The sequence below is a fragment of the Natronocella acetinitrilica genome (genome assembly GCF_024170285.1).
GTDB classification, from domain to species: Bacteria; Pseudomonadota; Gammaproteobacteria; order Nitrococcales; family Aquisalimonadaceae; genus Natronocella; species Natronocella acetinitrilica.
In genome coordinates this window covers 510,202-526,418 of the sequence record NZ_JALJXV010000002.1, presented here as the reverse complement: position 1 = coordinate 526,418, position 16,217 = coordinate 510,202, and the positions used below count along the sequence as shown (strand labels likewise).

At 63.8% G+C, this 16,217-nt stretch carries 11 protein-coding genes; 7 read left to right on the top strand and 4 right to left on the bottom strand.

The features are described from left to right. Positions 1 to 67 precede the first annotated feature (67 nt). The 4 genes from J2T57_RS05675 (at position 68) to J2T57_RS05660 (ending at position 8,390) form a co-directional block, all read left to right on the top strand. Positions 68 to 580: a TRAP transporter small permease gene (locus tag J2T57_RS05675; protein ID WP_253475543.1), complete on the top strand. Its 513-nt coding sequence runs from the start codon at positions 68 to 70 to the stop codon at positions 578 to 580. Positions 581 to 584: 4 nt separating this feature from the next. Continuing rightward, positions 585 to 1,892 (top strand): TRAP transporter large permease, encoded by a 1,308-nt coding sequence (locus J2T57_RS05670; protein ID WP_253475540.1) that lies wholly within the window; start codon positions 585 to 587, stop codon positions 1,890 to 1,892. A 34-nt stretch (positions 1,893 to 1,926) separates the two neighbouring features. Further along, a complete protein-coding gene (locus tag J2T57_RS05665; protein WP_253475536.1) occupies positions 1,927 to 5,547 on the top strand; it encodes a hydantoinase B/oxoprolinase family protein in 3,621 nt (1,206 codons plus the stop codon). A 128-nt stretch (positions 5,548 to 5,675) separates the two neighbouring features. Further along, positions 5,676 to 8,390 carry a sensor domain-containing phosphodiesterase gene (locus J2T57_RS05660; RefSeq protein WP_253475534.1) on the top strand — a complete coding sequence of 905 codons (2,715 nt, stop codon included), beginning with the start codon at positions 5,676 to 5,678 and terminating at the stop codon, positions 8,388 to 8,390. On the opposite strand, the gene J2T57_RS05655 is transcribed toward J2T57_RS05660, so the two are convergent. The 3 genes from J2T57_RS05655 to J2T57_RS05645 are packed head-to-tail and all read right to left on the bottom strand — an operon-like array spanning position 8,372 to position 11,442. Next, the gene (locus J2T57_RS05655) at positions 8,372 to 9,634 is read right to left on the bottom strand and encodes a D-amino acid dehydrogenase (RefSeq protein WP_253475531.1); all 1,263 of its coding nucleotides are present in this window, start codon (positions 9,632 to 9,634) and stop codon (positions 8,372 to 8,374) included. The genes J2T57_RS05660 and J2T57_RS05655 overlap by 19 nt on opposite strands. Before the next feature lie 46 nt (positions 9,635 to 9,680). Beyond that, the gene (locus J2T57_RS05650; RefSeq protein WP_253475528.1) at positions 9,681 to 10,322 is read right to left on the bottom strand and encodes a DUF502 domain-containing protein; all 642 of its coding nucleotides are present in this window, start codon (positions 10,320 to 10,322) and stop codon (positions 9,681 to 9,683) included. Positions 10,323 to 10,329: 7 nt separating this feature from the next. After that, the gene (locus tag J2T57_RS05645; protein WP_253475525.1) at positions 10,330 to 11,442 is read right to left on the bottom strand and encodes a PQQ-dependent sugar dehydrogenase; all 1,113 of its coding nucleotides are present in this window, start codon (positions 11,440 to 11,442) and stop codon (positions 10,330 to 10,332) included. Between the two features lie 484 nt (positions 11,443 to 11,926). On the opposite strand from J2T57_RS05645, the gene J2T57_RS05640 reads away from it, so the two are divergent. Together J2T57_RS05640 and J2T57_RS05635 are read left to right on the top strand one after the other, a co-directional pair. Further along, on the top strand, positions 11,927 to 12,226 hold the full coding sequence (locus tag J2T57_RS05640; RefSeq protein WP_253475522.1) for a hypothetical protein: 300 nt from the start codon (positions 11,927 to 11,929) through the stop codon (positions 12,224 to 12,226). 4 nt (positions 12,227 to 12,230) lie between these two features. Further along, complete coding sequence (locus J2T57_RS05635) at positions 12,231 to 13,082, top strand: HDOD domain-containing protein (RefSeq protein WP_253475519.1); 852 nt, start codon at positions 12,231 to 12,233, stop codon at positions 13,080 to 13,082. Here the strand turns inward: J2T57_RS05635 and J2T57_RS05630 are convergent. Next, positions 13,052 to 13,684, bottom strand: coding sequence for a hypothetical protein (locus J2T57_RS05630; protein ID WP_253475516.1), 633 nt, complete (start codon positions 13,682 to 13,684; stop codon positions 13,052 to 13,054). The two genes, J2T57_RS05635 and J2T57_RS05630, sit on opposite strands and share 31 nt — an antisense overlap. 160 nt (positions 13,685 to 13,844) lie before the next feature. Between J2T57_RS05630 and J2T57_RS22365 the strand changes: the two genes are divergently transcribed. After that, the gene (locus J2T57_RS22365; RefSeq protein WP_253475513.1) at positions 13,845 to 15,926 is read left to right on the top strand and encodes a S9 family peptidase; all 2,082 of its coding nucleotides are present in this window, start codon (positions 13,845 to 13,847) and stop codon (positions 15,924 to 15,926) included. The last annotated feature ends 291 nt before the right edge of the window (positions 15,927 to 16,217 follow it).

Sequence of the window (16,217 nt, the reverse complement as noted above, 5' to 3'; positions counted from 1 at the left end):
AGCGCATCGGGGCGGCTTCGGCCGCCCCGGTTCATTCCCATGAAAAGGAATCCTGGATCGGGAGGCAATGATGCGCTACCTGCTGGATCGACTTTATCTGCTCTGCGGGCTGCTCGCCGCGCTCTCACTGGTAGCGATCTGCCTGCTTGTGCTGGGACAGGTGGTCGGGCGGTTCGTCGGTGTGACCATTCCATCGGCCAACGAAATGGCAGGCTACTTCGTCCTGTCATCAACCTTTCTCGCACTGGCGCCCACGTTCATGTTCGGCGGTCATATTCGGGTCAAGCTCGTGATCGAGCGGTTACCCGCTCCGTTGCAGCGCTTCTTCGAGTACACATCCCTGTTGCTGGCCATCGGTCTGGTGGGCTTTGCCGCCTGGTGGTGTATCGAACTTGTGCGCGAGTCACTGGAGTTCGGTGACGTCTCCCCGGGTCGCCTGGCCATCCCCCTGGCCATTCCCCAGAGCGCCATGGTGCTCGGCATCGGCACGCTGCTGATTGCCCTGCTGGACTGCCTGGTATCACTCATTCGCGGTCAGGATCTGCCCTATGACCGCCGTTCAGGCCTCATGGAGGAATAGCGCCATGGGCGTGACGGAAATCGGTTTACTGTTGTTGTTTGTCCTGCTGCTGCTGCTCGGCTCTGGGTTATGGGTCGCGTTGGCATTGATGGGCGTGGCTGTCATCGGTATCGGCTTTTTCACCGGTGCGCCAACGGGGCTGGTCATGGGCAACAGCCTGTGGAGTTCCATCTCGTCCTGGTCCCTCGCGGCATTGCCCATGTTCATCTGGATGGGTGAGATCCTGTTCCGCTCGCGGTTGTCCGAGGACATGTATGCCGGCCTTGCGCCGTGGCTGGGTCGCCTGCCGGGTCGGTTGCTTCACGTCAATGTGCTTGGTTGCTCGGTCTTTGCGGCGGTATCTGGCTCTTCGGCGGCGACGGCAGCCACCGTGGGTCGCATGTCCATTCCCGAACTCAAGCGGCGCGGTTACCCCGACAACATGGTCATCGGTACCCTGGCCGGCTCGGCCACGCTGGGGTTGCTGATTCCTCCTTCCATCATTCTCATCGTCTACGGAGTGAGTGCGGAGGTTTCCATCGCCCGATTGTTCATGGCGGGCATTCTTCCCGGCCTGATGCTCATTGCGCTGCTCATGGGCTACGTCATCATCTGGTCGCTGCTGAATCCCAGCCGCCAGCCGCCACCGGAACCTGCGGTGCCGTTCAGGCAGAAGCTTTGGGCCTCCCGTCGCCTCCTGCCGGTGGTGGGCCTGATCGTGGCGGTGATCGGCTCCATCTATACAGGTGTCGCCACGCCCAATGAAGCCGCGGCCCTGGGCGTGGTGGGCGCGCTGTTGTTGTCCCTGTTCTCGGGAACGCTGAACCTGCGGAACTTCGTCGAGGGCCTGCTTGGCGCCACCCGTACCTCCTGCATGATCTGTTTCATACTCGCCGGCGCGGCGTTTCTCACCACGGCCATGGGGTACACCGGCATCCCCCGTGAGCTGGCAGGCTGGATCGGCCAGATGGATCTCTCCGTCTACTGGTTGCTGTTCGCCCTGGTGGTGTTCTTCGTCATCATGGGCTGCTTCCTGGACGGCATCTCCGTCGTGGTGCTGACCACCTCCGTTGTCCTGCCCATGGTGCAGGCAGCCGGCCTTGATCTGATCTGGTTCGGCATCTTCCTGGTCATCGTGGTCGAAATGTCCCAGATCACGCCGCCGGTGGGCTTCAATCTTTTCGTCATTCAGGGGCTCACGGGCAAGAACATCCTGCAGATTGCCTGGGCTTCCTTCCCGTTTTTCCTGGTGCTGTGTCTGGCCGCCGTGTTGATAGTGATCTTCCCCGAGATCGCGACCTGGCTGCCGGAGACCATGAGTCAGCGGCGATAGCAAGACGCTATCGCTCATAAGAGGAGACACGCGCATGCGCGCAAACGAGAGTAAAGAGCAATGGCAGTTCTGGGTCGACCGCGGCGGCACGTTTACTGACGTGATCGGCCGACGCCCCGACGGTTCCATGGTGACCCACAAGGTGCTGTCGGAAAACCCGGAGCGCTATCGCGACGCCGCCCTGCAGGGGATTCGTGAGCTGCTGGGCCTTGAGTCCACCGACGAGATCCCGCCAGAGCAGCTGGACGCGGTGAAGATGGGGACGACGGTGGCCACCAACGCCCTGCTGGAGCGCAAGGGTGAGCCCACTGTTCTGGTCATCACGAAGGGCTTTGCCGATGCCCTGCGGATCGGCTATCAGACCCGGCCGGATATCTTTGCCCTGGACATCAAGCTGGCCGAACAGCTCTACGGTCATGTTGTTGAAGTGGATGAGCGCGTCCGCGCCGATGGCGAGGTGCTCAAGGCACCGGACGAGGCCGGGGTCCGGCAGGCGCTGCAGCAGGCTTATGATCAGGGCTACCGTGCCTGCGCCGTTGTCTTCATGCATGGTTATCGCTACACCGAGCACGAGAAACAGATTGCCGCCATCGCCCGGGATGTCGGCTTCACCCGGGTGAGTGCTTCTCACGAGGTCAGCCCGCTGATGAAACTCATCGGCCGTGGCGATACGACGGTGGTGGACGCTTACCTGTCGCCCATACTCAAGCGCTACGCCAATCAGGTGGCATCGGAGCTGGGTGATACGCGACTGCAGTTCATGAAGTCCGATGGCGGCCTCACCGACGCCCGTTACTTCGAGGGCAAGGACGCAATCCTCTCCGGGCCCGCCGGCGGTATCGTCAGTTGCGTGCGCACCGCCCAGATGGCTGGTTTCGAGGAAGTGATCGGTTTCGACATGGGTGGAACCTCCACCGATGTTTCGCATTTTAACGGCGAGTTCGAGCGCAGCTTCGAGACGGTCATCGCCGGCGTGCGCATGCGGGTGCCCATGATGCGCATCCATACCGTCGCCGCCGGCGGCGGCTCGCAACTGTTCTTCGATGGGTCCCGTTATCGGGTCGGACCGGAATCCGCCGGTGCCAATCCCGGCCCGGCCTGCTACCGCCGGGGTGGCCCCCTCACCGTTACTGACTGCAACGTCATGCTGGGCAAGTTGCAGCCGGAATTCTTCCCGCGGGTTTTTGGCCCCAACGGCGATGAGCCACTGGACGCCGAGGTGGTCAGGCAGCAGTTCGAGGCCCTGGCCGACCGCATTCACGAGGCCACCGGTGATCGCCGAACACCAGCGCAGGTGGCAGCGGGTTTTCTGCGGATTGCCGTGGAGAACATGGCCAACGCCATCAAGCAGATCTCCGTGCAGCGTGGATATGACGTCACCACCTACACCATGAACTGCTTTGGTGGTGCCGGCGGGCAACATGCCTGCCTGGTGGCGGATGCGCTGGGCATGAAGCGGGTGCTGATTCACCCGTTCGCCGGCGTGCTGTCCGCTTACGGCATGGGGCTGGCGGATCTCACCACCATGCGTGAACTGGCGGTTGACAAGGTCCTGGATGATCGGCTGGTGGATGAGCTGCGTTCCCGGCTGGCGGCGCTGGACGCCGAAGGACGCGACGAGCTGGCAGCCCAGGGCGTAGACAAGGCGGCCATCTCCGCGCTGCACAAGCTGCAGCTCAAGTACGATGGCACCGACACCACCTTGCTGGTGGATTTTGGCGAAGCCTCCGCCATGCGCCGCGCCTTCGAAGCTGCCCACAAGCAGCAGTTCGGCTTCACCATGCCGGAGAAGGGGCTGGTGGCAGCGGCCGGGGTTGTCGAAGTCATCGGGGCCAGTGGTGCCATGAGCGACGAGCCGGACGTGCCGGCGCGGTCATCCGGCACCCTCGAGCCGGTGGCGCGAGTGCAGACCTTCATGGCCGATGATTCCCATCCGGAGACGGCGGTTTATGACCGGGAGCAGATGTTCCCCGGCGACACGGTTGACGGCCCCGCGGTCATTCGCGACCCGGTCTCCACCATTGTCGTCGAACCGGGTTGGCGCGCCGGTGTGAACAGCAAGAACCACGTCATCATGGAGCGAGTCGCCGCGCTACCCCACCGCACCGCCGTGGGCACCGATGTTGATCCGGTGATGCTCGAGGTGTTCAACAATCTGTTCATGTCCATTGCCGAGCAGATGGGCGGCACCCTTGAGAAGACCGCCTACTCCGCCAACATCAAGGAACGGCTGGACTTCTCCTGTGCCGTGTTCGACGCCGATGGTGGCCTGGTAGCCAACGCCCCCCATGTGCCGGTGCACCTGGGCTCCATGGGGGAGAGCGTGCGCGCCATCATCAATGCGCGTAGCGGCACCATGGAGCAGGGTGACGTCTACATGCTCAACGATCCCTACCATGGCGGCACCCATCTGCCCGATGTGACCGTGGTCACGCCGGTATTCGATGGCGCTGGCAGTCACGTCCTGTTCTACATCGCCAGCCGGGCCCACCACGCCGACATCGGCGGAACCACGCCGGGGTCCATGCCGCCGGACAGCACCACCATCGACGACGAGGGCGTGCTGATCAGCAACTTCCAGGCGGTTGCCGGCGGAGAGTTCCGGGAGCAGGCGCTGCGCGAACTGTTTGGCGGCGGCAGCATGCCGGCGCGCAACGTTGAGCAGAACCTGAACGACCTCAAGGCACAGATTGCGGCCAACAACCGCGGCGCCGGCGAGCTGCGGCGCATGGTGGCGCACTTTGGACTGGAGGTGGTGCAGGCTTACATGCAACACGTCCAGGACAACGCTGAAGAGCAGGTCCGCCGGGTACTCGACGTACTGGAGGACGGGTCCTGGGAAAAAGAGCTGGATAACGGGGCCCGGGTGAAAGTGACCATTCGCGTCGACAAGGCCAGGCGCGCCGCGGTGGTGGACTTCACCGGTTCCAGCGACCAGCAGCCCAGCAACTTCAATGCCCCCAAGGCGGTGACCCGGGCCGCGGTGCTTTATGTGTTGCGCACCCTGGTGAACGACAACATTCCCCTGAACGACGGCTGTCTCAAGCCGGTGGAGCTGATCGTGCCCGAGGGCTCGATGCTGAACCCGGTCTATCCGGCGGCCGTCGTGGCGGGCAATGTGGAGGTCAGCCAGGTGGTGACGGATACGCTGTACGCGGCGCTGGGCGTGCTGGCCAACGGCCAGGGCACCATGAACAACGTCACCTTCGGGAACGACCGCTACCAGCACTATGAAACCCTATGTGGGGGTGCCGGTGCCGGCAATGGGTTCCACGGTGTCAGTGCGGTTCACGTGCACATGACCAATAGTCGCTTGACGGATCCGGAGGTTCTCGAGACCCGTTTCCCGGTCATGCTGGAGGGCTTTTCCATCCGCCGCGGTTCCGGTGGTCAGGGGCAATGGAACGGTGGAGATGGCGCCGAGCGCCGGATCCGCTTCCTCGAGCCCATGACGGTGGCCATACTCGCCAACTCCCGGCGTATTGCACCCAGCGGCCTGGCCGGTGGTGGCGATGCTGCCCTCGGCAGGGGATGGGTCGAGCGCGCCGACGGCAGCCGCACGAATCTCACGGGCACCGACAAGGCCGACATGGCTCCTGGCGATACGTTCGTGATCCAGACGCCGGGTGGCGGCGCCTTCGGCAAGAAGGGTTAAGGCCAGGAAAGGTGCAGGTGCGGCATCACCCATCCGGGTGATGCCGCACCTGCAGCGATCCGCTAACAAGCGTAGACTGGGACCAACAGTCCAATCCCGGGCCGTGGTCTTCAGGAAACGTATTGACCGTGTCGGAGCAGTCTCAGTCCAGCCCCAAACCATTCAGGACGGACGAGTCTGGGCGGCTCCAGAGCGTCAAGTCCTACCAGTTGCTCGACAGCAAACCCGAGGAGGCCTACGAGCGGTATACGCGCTTCGCTGCCACCCTGTTTGATACGCCCATGGCGCTTGTGACGCTGCTTGATGAGCGCCGCCAGTGGTTCAAGTCCTGTCTCGGGGTCGACCTGCGGGAAACCGACCGGCAGATCGCGTTCTGCGATGCCGCTATCCGCAGCCAGGATGCCCTGGTTGTCACTGATGCACTGGAAGATCCACGCTTCGCCACCAATCCCTTGGTGACGGGAGCGCCGCATATCCGTTTCTACGCGGGGGTGCCGCTCGTCAGTCGGGACGGCTATGCACTCGGCACCTTGTGCGTGCTCGATACCAGGCCGCGGCATGACATCGGCGAACAGCAAATCCAGCAGCTGCGTGAACTGGCGAACGCCGTGCTCTCGCAGATGGAATTGCGTCGAGCCGTGCTGGAACTGGAGCGCGCCGGTGCCGCACTGCGCGACCGCGAAACGCTGCTCGCCCGCATCTACGACTCGGTGGAAACCGGCATCGCCATTGCCGATGGTGAGGGCTTCATCGTCGAGGCCAACGCCTACCTGTGGCGACTGCTGGAGTGGCCCCGCTCGGCTTTCATCGGCCAGTCGGTGGGCCAGATCTTCACCGCCGGAGTGGACGCCGTGGTCGGTTCGGATGGCGAGGCCGAGTGGGAATGCCGCATCCGCAATGGACGCGGCTCCCTGATCGACGTCGCGGTGGCCATGCGTACCTTGCGCCTCAGCAGTGGTGAACAGACCCAGGTCATCGCTGTAAGCGATCTGCATCGCCAGAAGGCCGAAGAACGCCTGGTGCGAATGCGTGCCGACATACTCCAGCGGATTATCGCCCAGGATCCGCTGCCAGAGGTGCTTTCCGATCTGTGCAAGATGCTGGAAGGGCAGGTTGCCCAGGCCCGCGCGCTCGTGACACGTCAGGAGGATGGCGGGCTGGTGGGGGTGGCCGGTCCATCCCTGGCGGGCGAGGGTGGCGATGAATCACTGATCGGGGTCCTCTTGCGCGGCGGCGTCAGTCTGTCCGCCGACGCCGCGGCTCGCGGCGAAATCTTGATCTGCGAAGACCTGGAAATCGAGCATCGCTGGCCACAATCACGGCAATTATTGCTGGCCCGAGGCATTCGTTCCGCACTGGTTGTGCCGGTACCGTTGGCTGACGGCAGTATCGCCGGCACCCTTGGCCTGTTCTGGACAGAGCCGGGCCTTCCTGCGCCGCGTACACGATTGATCGCCGAGGAGTACGCGCGGCTGGTGGGTGTGGCGCTGGCCCATGGCAAGACGGTGGCGAGCCTCCAGTTCAGGGCCTATCACGATAGCCTCACCGGGCTCGCCAACCGGGAACTGTTTGCCGACCGTGTTAAAGGCGCCATTGCTCGCGCGCACCGCAGCGGCGGCGTGGTTGGCGTACTCATGCTCGATCTGGATGATTTCAAGCTCATCAACGACAGTCTCGGCCACGCCATGGGCGACCTGCTGCTCCTCGAAGTCGGCCAGCGCTTGCGGGACTGCGTGCGGGAATCCGATACGGTAGCGCGGCTCGGCGGCGACGAATTCGCGCTCGTGATCGAGACTGGCAGTGCCCCCGAGGTTGCGCTGGTGGCCGGGAAAATCCTCCGCAAGATGGCTGGACCCGCAGACCTCGACGGGCATCGTCTGCATATATCGCCGAGTATCGGTGTTGCCGTCCACCCGGACGATGGCGCCGATCCCGCGCAACTGCTTCAGGCTGCGGACACCGCCATGTACGAGGTGAAGCGTTCGGGCAAGCGCGGGCTCAGGGTCTATGACGTCACGCTGGCCGAGACCGCCACCCGGAATTTCACCCTGATGCAGGAGCTGGCGGAGGCAGTGCAACAGGGCCGCATCGTTGCCCATGTGCAGCCCCGCGTCGATCTGGAGTCGGGCACCGTGCCAGCCATGGAAGCTTATGCGCGCTGGTCTCATCCCCGGTTGGGGGAGCAGGAGGCCGACTTTTTCCTGCCCATGGCGGAGCAGGCCGGACTGACGCGGCAGATCGACCGAATCGTGCTGGAGCAGACGCTACCTCTGCTTGCTGCAGCGCGCAGACTGCGCCCGGATTTTCGCCTGTGCTGGAATGTCTCCATCGCGACGCTGTACGAGCAGGAGTTCGTGGAGAAGCTGCGTGCTCGTCTTGACGCCTACGGACTTCCCACCGACTGCCTGCAGCTCGATCTTGTGGAAGCCCAGCTGCTCCGCTCACTGGAGCGCAGTGTGGCGAGGTTGAACGAGATCCGGGAGCAGCTACCAGGCCTGCGTGTCGGTCTGGATGACTTCGGTATCACCCATGGCGCTATCACCACGCTGCCGGCATTACCGCTGGATAGCCTCACGGTGGACCGCAGTTTCACCGCGAGGCTGTTGGCGCCGGACGCACGCACCCGAACGGTCGCCAGAACGCTGGTCTCGGCCCTGGTCAACCTGTCCCGGGACCTGGAGATGGATCTTGTGGTGGAGGGCGTCGAGACGGAGCAACAGCTGCGCGAGCTCCGCGAACTTGGTTGCCGTGTCATGCAAGGGCGATTCTTCCTGGCACCGGCGGCGACGCTCCCTGAAGGCTGGCAGGAACTCGGTGCCGGGTATCAGGCGAAGCGGTTGTAGCCGAGTCCATCGAGGGGGATCGAGGGCTCGCTGCCGGCCACCGACTCGGCGACAAGGCTCGCCGCACCGCAGGCAAAAGTCCAGCCCAGGTGGCCGGCCCCGGTATTCAGTTGCAGGTTTCGAATCGGCGTCGGGCCCAGTATCGGCGGACCATCCATGGTAAGGGGTCGCAAGCCGCACCAGGGTGTGAGGTCCGCCGGGGTCAGCCTATCCTCCAGTGTGGGAAAGGTCTTGAGCACCTGGCGGAAGACGTTGTCCGCCCGGCGGTGTTCGAGCGTGGTGTCAAAGCCGGCAAATTCCGCAGTACCCGCCATGCGAATGCGATCATCCAGTATGGACATGACCACCTTGTTCGCGTCATCGATCATGGGAATGGTCGGCGCATCCCGCCATCCGTTCACGGGCGCGGTGTGGGAATAGCCCTTCACCGGATAGATGGGCAGCCGCAGTCCCACCTGACGGGCCAGGCCCGGGCTGAAACTCCCGGCGGCCAGAATGTAGAGATCCGCAGTGCGGGGTCCGGCGCTGGTGATCAGCCCACTCAGCCGGTCGCCATCGCGTTGCAGGCGTTCCACCGAAACGCCTTGCTCGAACTCCACCCCCTGCTGTTGCGCCAGGGCGGCAAGGCGGCGGGTGAACAGGCAGGCGTCGCCGCTTTCGTCGTCCGGGTAATAGATTGCGCCGGTGAGCTCATGGGCGACGTCTGCCAGCGCCGGCTCAAGCGCAGTGGCCTGTCGTGGATCCAGTACCGAGAAGCGCAAGCCCAGGTCCGCCGTCAGGCGGGACGCCTGCAGGGCCTTTTCCATGCTGACCGCGTCCCGGAAAATCTTGATGATGCCGCTCTGGCTATCGGCATAGCGTATCCCGGTCTCCCGTCGCAGCGCCTGTAACCGGCGCAGGCTGTGGATAGCCAGGCGCGTGTTCACCACGGTATTGCGTTCGAAGCGGCTGCGGCTGCTATTGCGCAGAAAACCGAGCCCCCATCGCGTGAGTCGTGGGATCTCCCGCGCCCGAAGCAGAAGTGGCGATTCCTCGCGCCCGATCCAGCGCAGTAACTGACCGACCACGCCGGGGGCATTCCAGGGCTCCGCATGACTGGCGTGCAGTAGCCCGCCGTTGGCAAAACTGGTCTCGCTCGCAGGTTCCGCGGCACGGTCGATGACATGTACCTGGTGACCAGCCTGGTGCAGATACCAGGCGGTGGTGGTGCCGATAACGCCCGCACCAATGATGATGATCCGCATGCCTGTCTCCAGCGGAGGTATGGCGATTGGCCGGATCCGTGTTGGATCAGGACGGTGGCTGTGGGCCGGGTGATGTCTGGCGAAGTAGCAGTCGCTCGGCGGCGGAGACGGACATGGCACCGGTCACGGCGAAGCGCAGTGCATCTTCCACCGGCATGTCCACGGCGCGCAGCGATGCTCTCGGGATCAGCAGCGTGAAGCCCCCGATCTGGTAGCTGCCCGGTATGTAAACCGCCACCTTGTGGGCAGCGGCCAGTCCATCGGGCAGGTCTGAGAGATCGTCCCGGGTCACCAGCCCCAGGACGGTGAAGTCCGTGCCTGGCAGATCCAGCGCCACCACCTGATCGAAACGCCGCTCCCGGTTGCCGGCGAAGTAGGTCATGAGGTCGTGCACCGCTCGGTAGACCTTGTTCACCAGGGGAATACGGGTGAGCACCAGCTCCATGCCCTGAATGAGGCGCTTGAGCAGCCAGTGGTCGACCAGCCAGCCAACTCCGTAGAGCGCCGCCAACGCAAGCACCAGGCCCATGCCCGGCAGATAGAGCCCGTCGGGCAGGATGGCAACCACTGCCTTGCCCAGGGCCCACTCCAGGGTCATGGCCAGCCAGATAACCAGGTACAGCGTGGCGCCCACCGGAATAAGCGCCAGCAACCCCCGTAGGATGGTCTTTGTCAGGTGCTGCATCATGAATGCGTTAATCCGCCGGGCTTAGCCGTACCAGCGGCGCACGTCGCTGGTCCACCAGCAGATAGAGGGCACCGTCAGGCCCCTGACGGACGTCGCGTATCCGCCAGCCAGCGTCGTCCAGCAGGCGTTCCTCGTGCACGACCTCACCATTGTCGACGACCAGGCGTGCCAGATGGGTCTGGGCCAGCGCCCCGACAAACAGGTTGCCCTGCCAGGCTGGAAACACGTCTGCGTCATAGTAGGCGAAGCCGGAGGGCGCGATGGAAGGCGTCCAGTGGTGCAACGGGTCCTCCATGCCATCCATGGACTCCGGTCCGATCCGTGGGCCGTGGTACTCGCGTCCATGGGTGACCTTCGGCCAGCCATAGTTCAGTCCGGGCCCGATGATGTTGATCTCGTCGCCACCGCGCGGACCATGTTCGTTGATCCAGATTTCGCCGGTCTCCGGGTGGCGGATCATGCCCTGGGGGTTGCGCAGGCCGTAGCTGTAGATGCCCGGCTGGGCGTCGCGCTGGTCGAGAAACGGGTTATCGTCGGGGATCTGGCCGTCATCGGTCAGCCGGATGATCTTGCCGTAGTGGTTGTCCAGTTCCTGGGATCGATCACGTTGACCGCGGTCGCCGGTGCTGATGTAGAGATAGCCGTCCTCATCAAAGGCCATGCGGGAGCCGAAATGCCGGCCGCCACCGGTGTAGGGCGTAGCCACGAAGAGAACTTCGAAATCCGTCAACTGCTCACCGTCCAGCAGGCCGCGTCCCACTGCTGTGGCGTTGCCTTCGCTGCTGGGACGGGCGTAGCTCAGGTAGACCCAGGGCGTCTCTTCGAAATCCGGGTGCAGGATCACGTCCAGCAATCCGCCCTGATTCTCGGTGGCAACGCTGGGTGTCCCTTCTACTGTGCGGCGGTTATTGCCGTTGGCGTCCAGCAAATTGAGCCGCCCGCCGCGCTCGGTCACCAGCATGCGACCATCGGGCAGGAACGCCAGCCCCCAGGGATGGGAGAAACCCTCGGCGAGTACCTGTACCTGGAAGCGGTGTTCCTCGCTATCCACGGTCTGGGCCGAGGCGATGCCGGCTGCGGCAACGAGTGCGGCAATGGCAAGCGGCAAGACAAGGCGCATGGTGGTCTCCTGTGCAACGGTGTCATTGAACAATACCGGGGAATGCGTTCCCTGTTCAGCGTTTCTTCACTGTAGAGGCTGACAACAGGCCGGAGGTTCACTCGTTCGACAAGGTGGGGCGCCGAGGTCTGTTCTCGCGTGGTGCGGCGCCGCATTTTTCCGGGCCTTTCCGCCGCCGGTCGCGCAAGTGCCTGCCACGCATGGGCTAGTCACCGTTTTCCACAGATGCTGTGGATAAGCTTGTGGACAAGGTGGCGATTACCACGGGGGAAGCCTGTCATGTCGCGGCTTTGCGTCATTTTGATGAACTTTTCGCCGGAATCTAAAGCCCTAATCGGAACAGTGACTTATGTCGAGGCCAGGACTTCTGCATCAGTATGCCGAGTTCGATTGACGCAATCTTTGCGTGTAAACTCCTCGACGTTTGCTGCCTGTGCACAAAAATAGCGCGTGCTCTTTCCCGTCAACCGTCCGGACGCAAGCCATGACAGAGCAAACCCCCGCTGACGAGCAAGCCGCCTTTGATGCGGTGGAACTGGGCAATCGCCTGGCCGAGGACTACCCGGAAGAGGAACTTGCCCGCATCGCCGAGGGCCTGTTGTCCGGCGTGGTCCACTACTGGCTCTATGCCCGACAACCCTGCGACGATCCGCGCTGCCCGGACTGTGCCCCCTACCGAAGCGCCGATTGGCGGCTTGCGGAGTTGCACCGCCTGGTGGATGACATGGCGCGCTCCAGCGAGTATTTCCATTCTCCGGACGACATCGCCTCGGGAAGCGCCTGACGCCATGTCCACCCCCGGGGATTTCATGCAGGACCTGGTGGCGATACAGCAGGGCATTGCCAAGGGGACAATCGTGCTGCCCGGTGTTCCCCAGGTTGCTGGCAGGGTGCGACGCATCCTGGCTGAAAGCGAGCCTGACCAACGGCTGGTGGCGACTGAAATTGCACGTGATCCCGGGCTGGCCAGCTATCTCATCAAGCTCGCCAACAGTGCCGCCAATCGAGGAGTCGTGGATACCGATTCCGTCAACGGTGCACTGCAGCGACTGGGTTTGCAGCTCACCGGCGTGATGGTGACCAACTACGCGTTGATGCAAATGGTCAACATGGCGGGTGGCATCTATCGTGACCGCGTTCAGTCCATCTACCGTCACAGCCTGGAAGTGGCGGCCCATTGCCATGCTCTGGCGGTCGCTTTCACGCGGTTACCTGCAGATCGAGCACTGCTGGTGGGGCTGGTGCACGATATCGGCAAACTGGTTGTACTGCAGTTTGCTGCCGATCGCCCGGCATTGCGCAACAACCCACAGCGTCTTGAGCAGGTGCTGCGTTACACCCATGCATCCGTGGGGGCCGGCCTGCTGCGAGTCTGGCGTTTCCCGGAGCCGGTGGTGTCTGCAGTGGCCGCCCATGAGAGCTGGCGGCGGGAGACGGCAGACGGTACCGCCGATCTGGCGGATCTGGTCATTGCCGCCCAGGTGGACCTCTACCGTGAGTCCGACCACCCCATGGCGGGGCTGGCCGCTCGCCAGGTGCCGAGCATGGACCGCCTGGGCCTGCCCGAAGGCATGTCATTTCGGGAATGGCCCGAATTCCAGCAACCCTATCAGCGAAGCTGTGCCCTTCTGGGGCTGTAGCTGGTGAGGGTCGGATCCGTCATCTGTTCGAGAGACTCACGGACACGGCGGTACAGCTCTCGCAGGTAGGCGACATCGGGCGCGGCGCGGTGGGCCTGACCTGCCGCAAGCCGGGAATCCCGTATCAGCCCCTGCAGGTGAGCGGGCCAGTCAGGCCAGCCCATCACCGTGCTCGGCACCATGCGCGAGATATCCTCGAGCAGAAACCGACAGGGTGTCCCCGCAGCTTCGAACAAGCGCCGCAGCCAGAACGCATCATGAGCGCCACCGTCGCAGTACAACACGCGGCCGGCCAGTTGATGGTTCATGGTGGTGGCCACGAGATGAACGGGATGGCCCTCGCGGAACAGCTGTTCCCGGCTCAGCCCGGTGATGGCCTCGGCACTGCGGCTCCAGTCGGTCCACCGCGGGTCGGGCTTGATCAGGTAGGAATAAATGTGCCCGGCCTCGTCCGACCAGGCCACTTCTGTAGGGTAACTGACACCAAATCGAAGACTGGACGCTTCCAGGTCCAGGAACTGTGGCAACCCATCGGTTGCCTCCTCCTCCATCACTTCTTGCATGATCTCCTCGCTATTGCTGCGGGATCGCTGACCTACCATCAGTTACGGCAACAGCCGTAACAGGCAGTTCCTCGATGCCCTCTGTCGTCCATGTTCTCAAGCCCGCCCTTCGGTTATGGTTATGCGGGCGCCGAATCTGCTTTCCGTCGATCCGGGTGGGGCGTTTGCCCCATGTCCATGATATTACGCAGGAGTCTCCGTGTCAGGAAACCATCCAGGACCGATTGCCCCCCGGCATTCAACCATTGCCGACTACCATCATCATCGGCGAGAGGACCATTACGCCTGGCTGCGCGCCGACAACTGGCGTGAAGCCATGCAGGATCCGGGCCTGCTACCCACCGAGATACGCGATTACCTGGAAGCGGAAAATCGTCATGCGGAGTCCGTCATGGCTCCTACGGCCGCCTTGCGCCAGCGCCTGTTCGACGAGCTGAAGGCGCGGCTGAAGGAGGATGACAGCAGCGTTCCGGCGCCGGACGGGCCGTGGGAGTATTACACCCGCTACCGTGTCGGCGGTCAGCAGCCCGTCTTCTGCCGGCGCCCGCGCGGCGCCACGGATGGCGAGCAGGTGCTGCTGGACGGCGACGCCGAAGCCGAAGGCCAGGCCTATTTTCGCATTATCAACGCCGCTCATAGCCGGGATCACCGCCTGCTTGCCTATGCCGTGGACCGTTCAGGGGCAGAAGTCTGCACGATCCTGGTGCGGGACCTGGAGACAGGTGACCTGTTGCAGAGCGTGGTCGAGCAGGCGCGGGGCGACCTGGTCTGGGCGGCGGAATCCGCCACCCTGTTCTACACCGTCATCGATGACGATCATCGCCCCCGATGGGTGCGCCGCCGGCACTATCCCGACGGCGACGATGCACTGGTCTACGAGGAGGCCGATCCGGGCTTCTTCGTCGGTGTCGACGAAACCGAGAGTGGTCGCCACATCCTCATCGACAGCCATGATCACATCACCTCCGAGGTGCGGGTGATTCCCGCCGACCGGCCCGCCACGCCGCCACGGGTGCTGCTGCAGCGCCGCACCGGAGTTGAATACGAGGTTACCGACCACGGCGATCACTGGGTCATGCTCACCAATGCCGATGGGGCGGAAGACTTCACCATCGTCCGGCGGCCGCTGGACAATCCCGCCGCGGTTGGCGACACGCTGGTGCCACACCGCCGCGGGTGCCTGATCCAGGACCTGATCGTGTTTCGGGATTACATGGTGCGCCTGGAACTGGAAGACGGTTTGCCGCGCATCGTGGTGCGGCGCTGGGCTGACGGTGAGGAACATGCCGTGGGCTTCAGCGAGGAAGGCTACAGCCTGGGCATGCAGTCGGGATACGAGTTCGACAGCTGCAGCCTGCGCTTCGGCTACAGCTCCTTTGCCACGCCGGGGCGGGTATACGACTACGACATGGAAAGCCGTGACCGGGTGCTGCGCAAGGAGCAGGAAGTGCCCAGCGGGCATGATCCGGCGGCGTATGTGAGCCACCGGCTGATGGCCACGGCGGCGGACGGCGAGCAGGTGCCGGTATCGCTGTTCCACCGCCGCGATCTGCAGCCCGGCCCGAACACGCCGCTGCTGCTCTACGGCTATGGCTCCTACGGCATGATTGACCTGCCGTCCTTCGCCCCCAATCGACTGAGCCTGGTGGACCGCGGCTTCGTCTTTGCCATTGCCCACGTGCGCGGCGGCAAAGAGAAGGGCGATCACTGGTACCGGCAGGGCAAGCTGGAGCACAAGCCCAATACCTTCAGTGATTTCATCGCCGCGGCGGAAGCGCTGATTGCCGAGGGCTACACCGGTCCCGGTCGAATTGCCGCCCACGGCGGCAGTGCCGGTGGCATGCTGGTGGGCGCGGTGGTTAATCAGCGTCCGGAATTGTTCCATGCCGCCGTGGCGGACGTGCCTTTCGTGGACGTGCTGAACACCATGCTCGATCCCAGCCTGCCGCTCACGCCGCCGGAGTGGCCGGAGTGGGGCAACCCCATCGAGAGCGAGTCCGCCTACCGCACCATCCTGTCGTATTCGCCCTATGACAATGTGCGGGCCCAGGCGTACCCCAACCTGCTGGTCACCGCCGGGGTTTCCGACCCAAGAGTGACGTACTGGGAACCAGCAAAATGGGTGGCCCGTCTGCGGGAGCTGAAAACCGACGACAATCTGCTGCTGCTCAAGACGAACATGAGTGCCGGCCACGGCGGCGCCAGCGGCCGCTTCGATTATCTGGAAGAAGTGGCCTACCGGTATGCGTTTCTGTTGCTGGTGTACGGCCTGGCGGAGTAGGCGGCGGGGGGTGGCCATGGCCGCCGCCGTCGTGGTGCGTTACGCGCTGCGCGCTAACACACCCTACAGCGGGCACGGCCAAATGTAGGGTGTGTTAGGCCGAAGGCCGTAACGCACCGAGCCGGCGGTGGTGTTGCCCCCAGGGATGGGTTTACGGCGTGTCCATGAGCGGCGTGCCGGACCGCGGTTCCCCGATCAATACCGTAGGGTGTGTTAGCGCGCAGCGCGTAACGCACCGCGCCAGCGGTTGTCATTCCCTGTCTAAGCCCCAGGCACAAACGTCGTACGGGT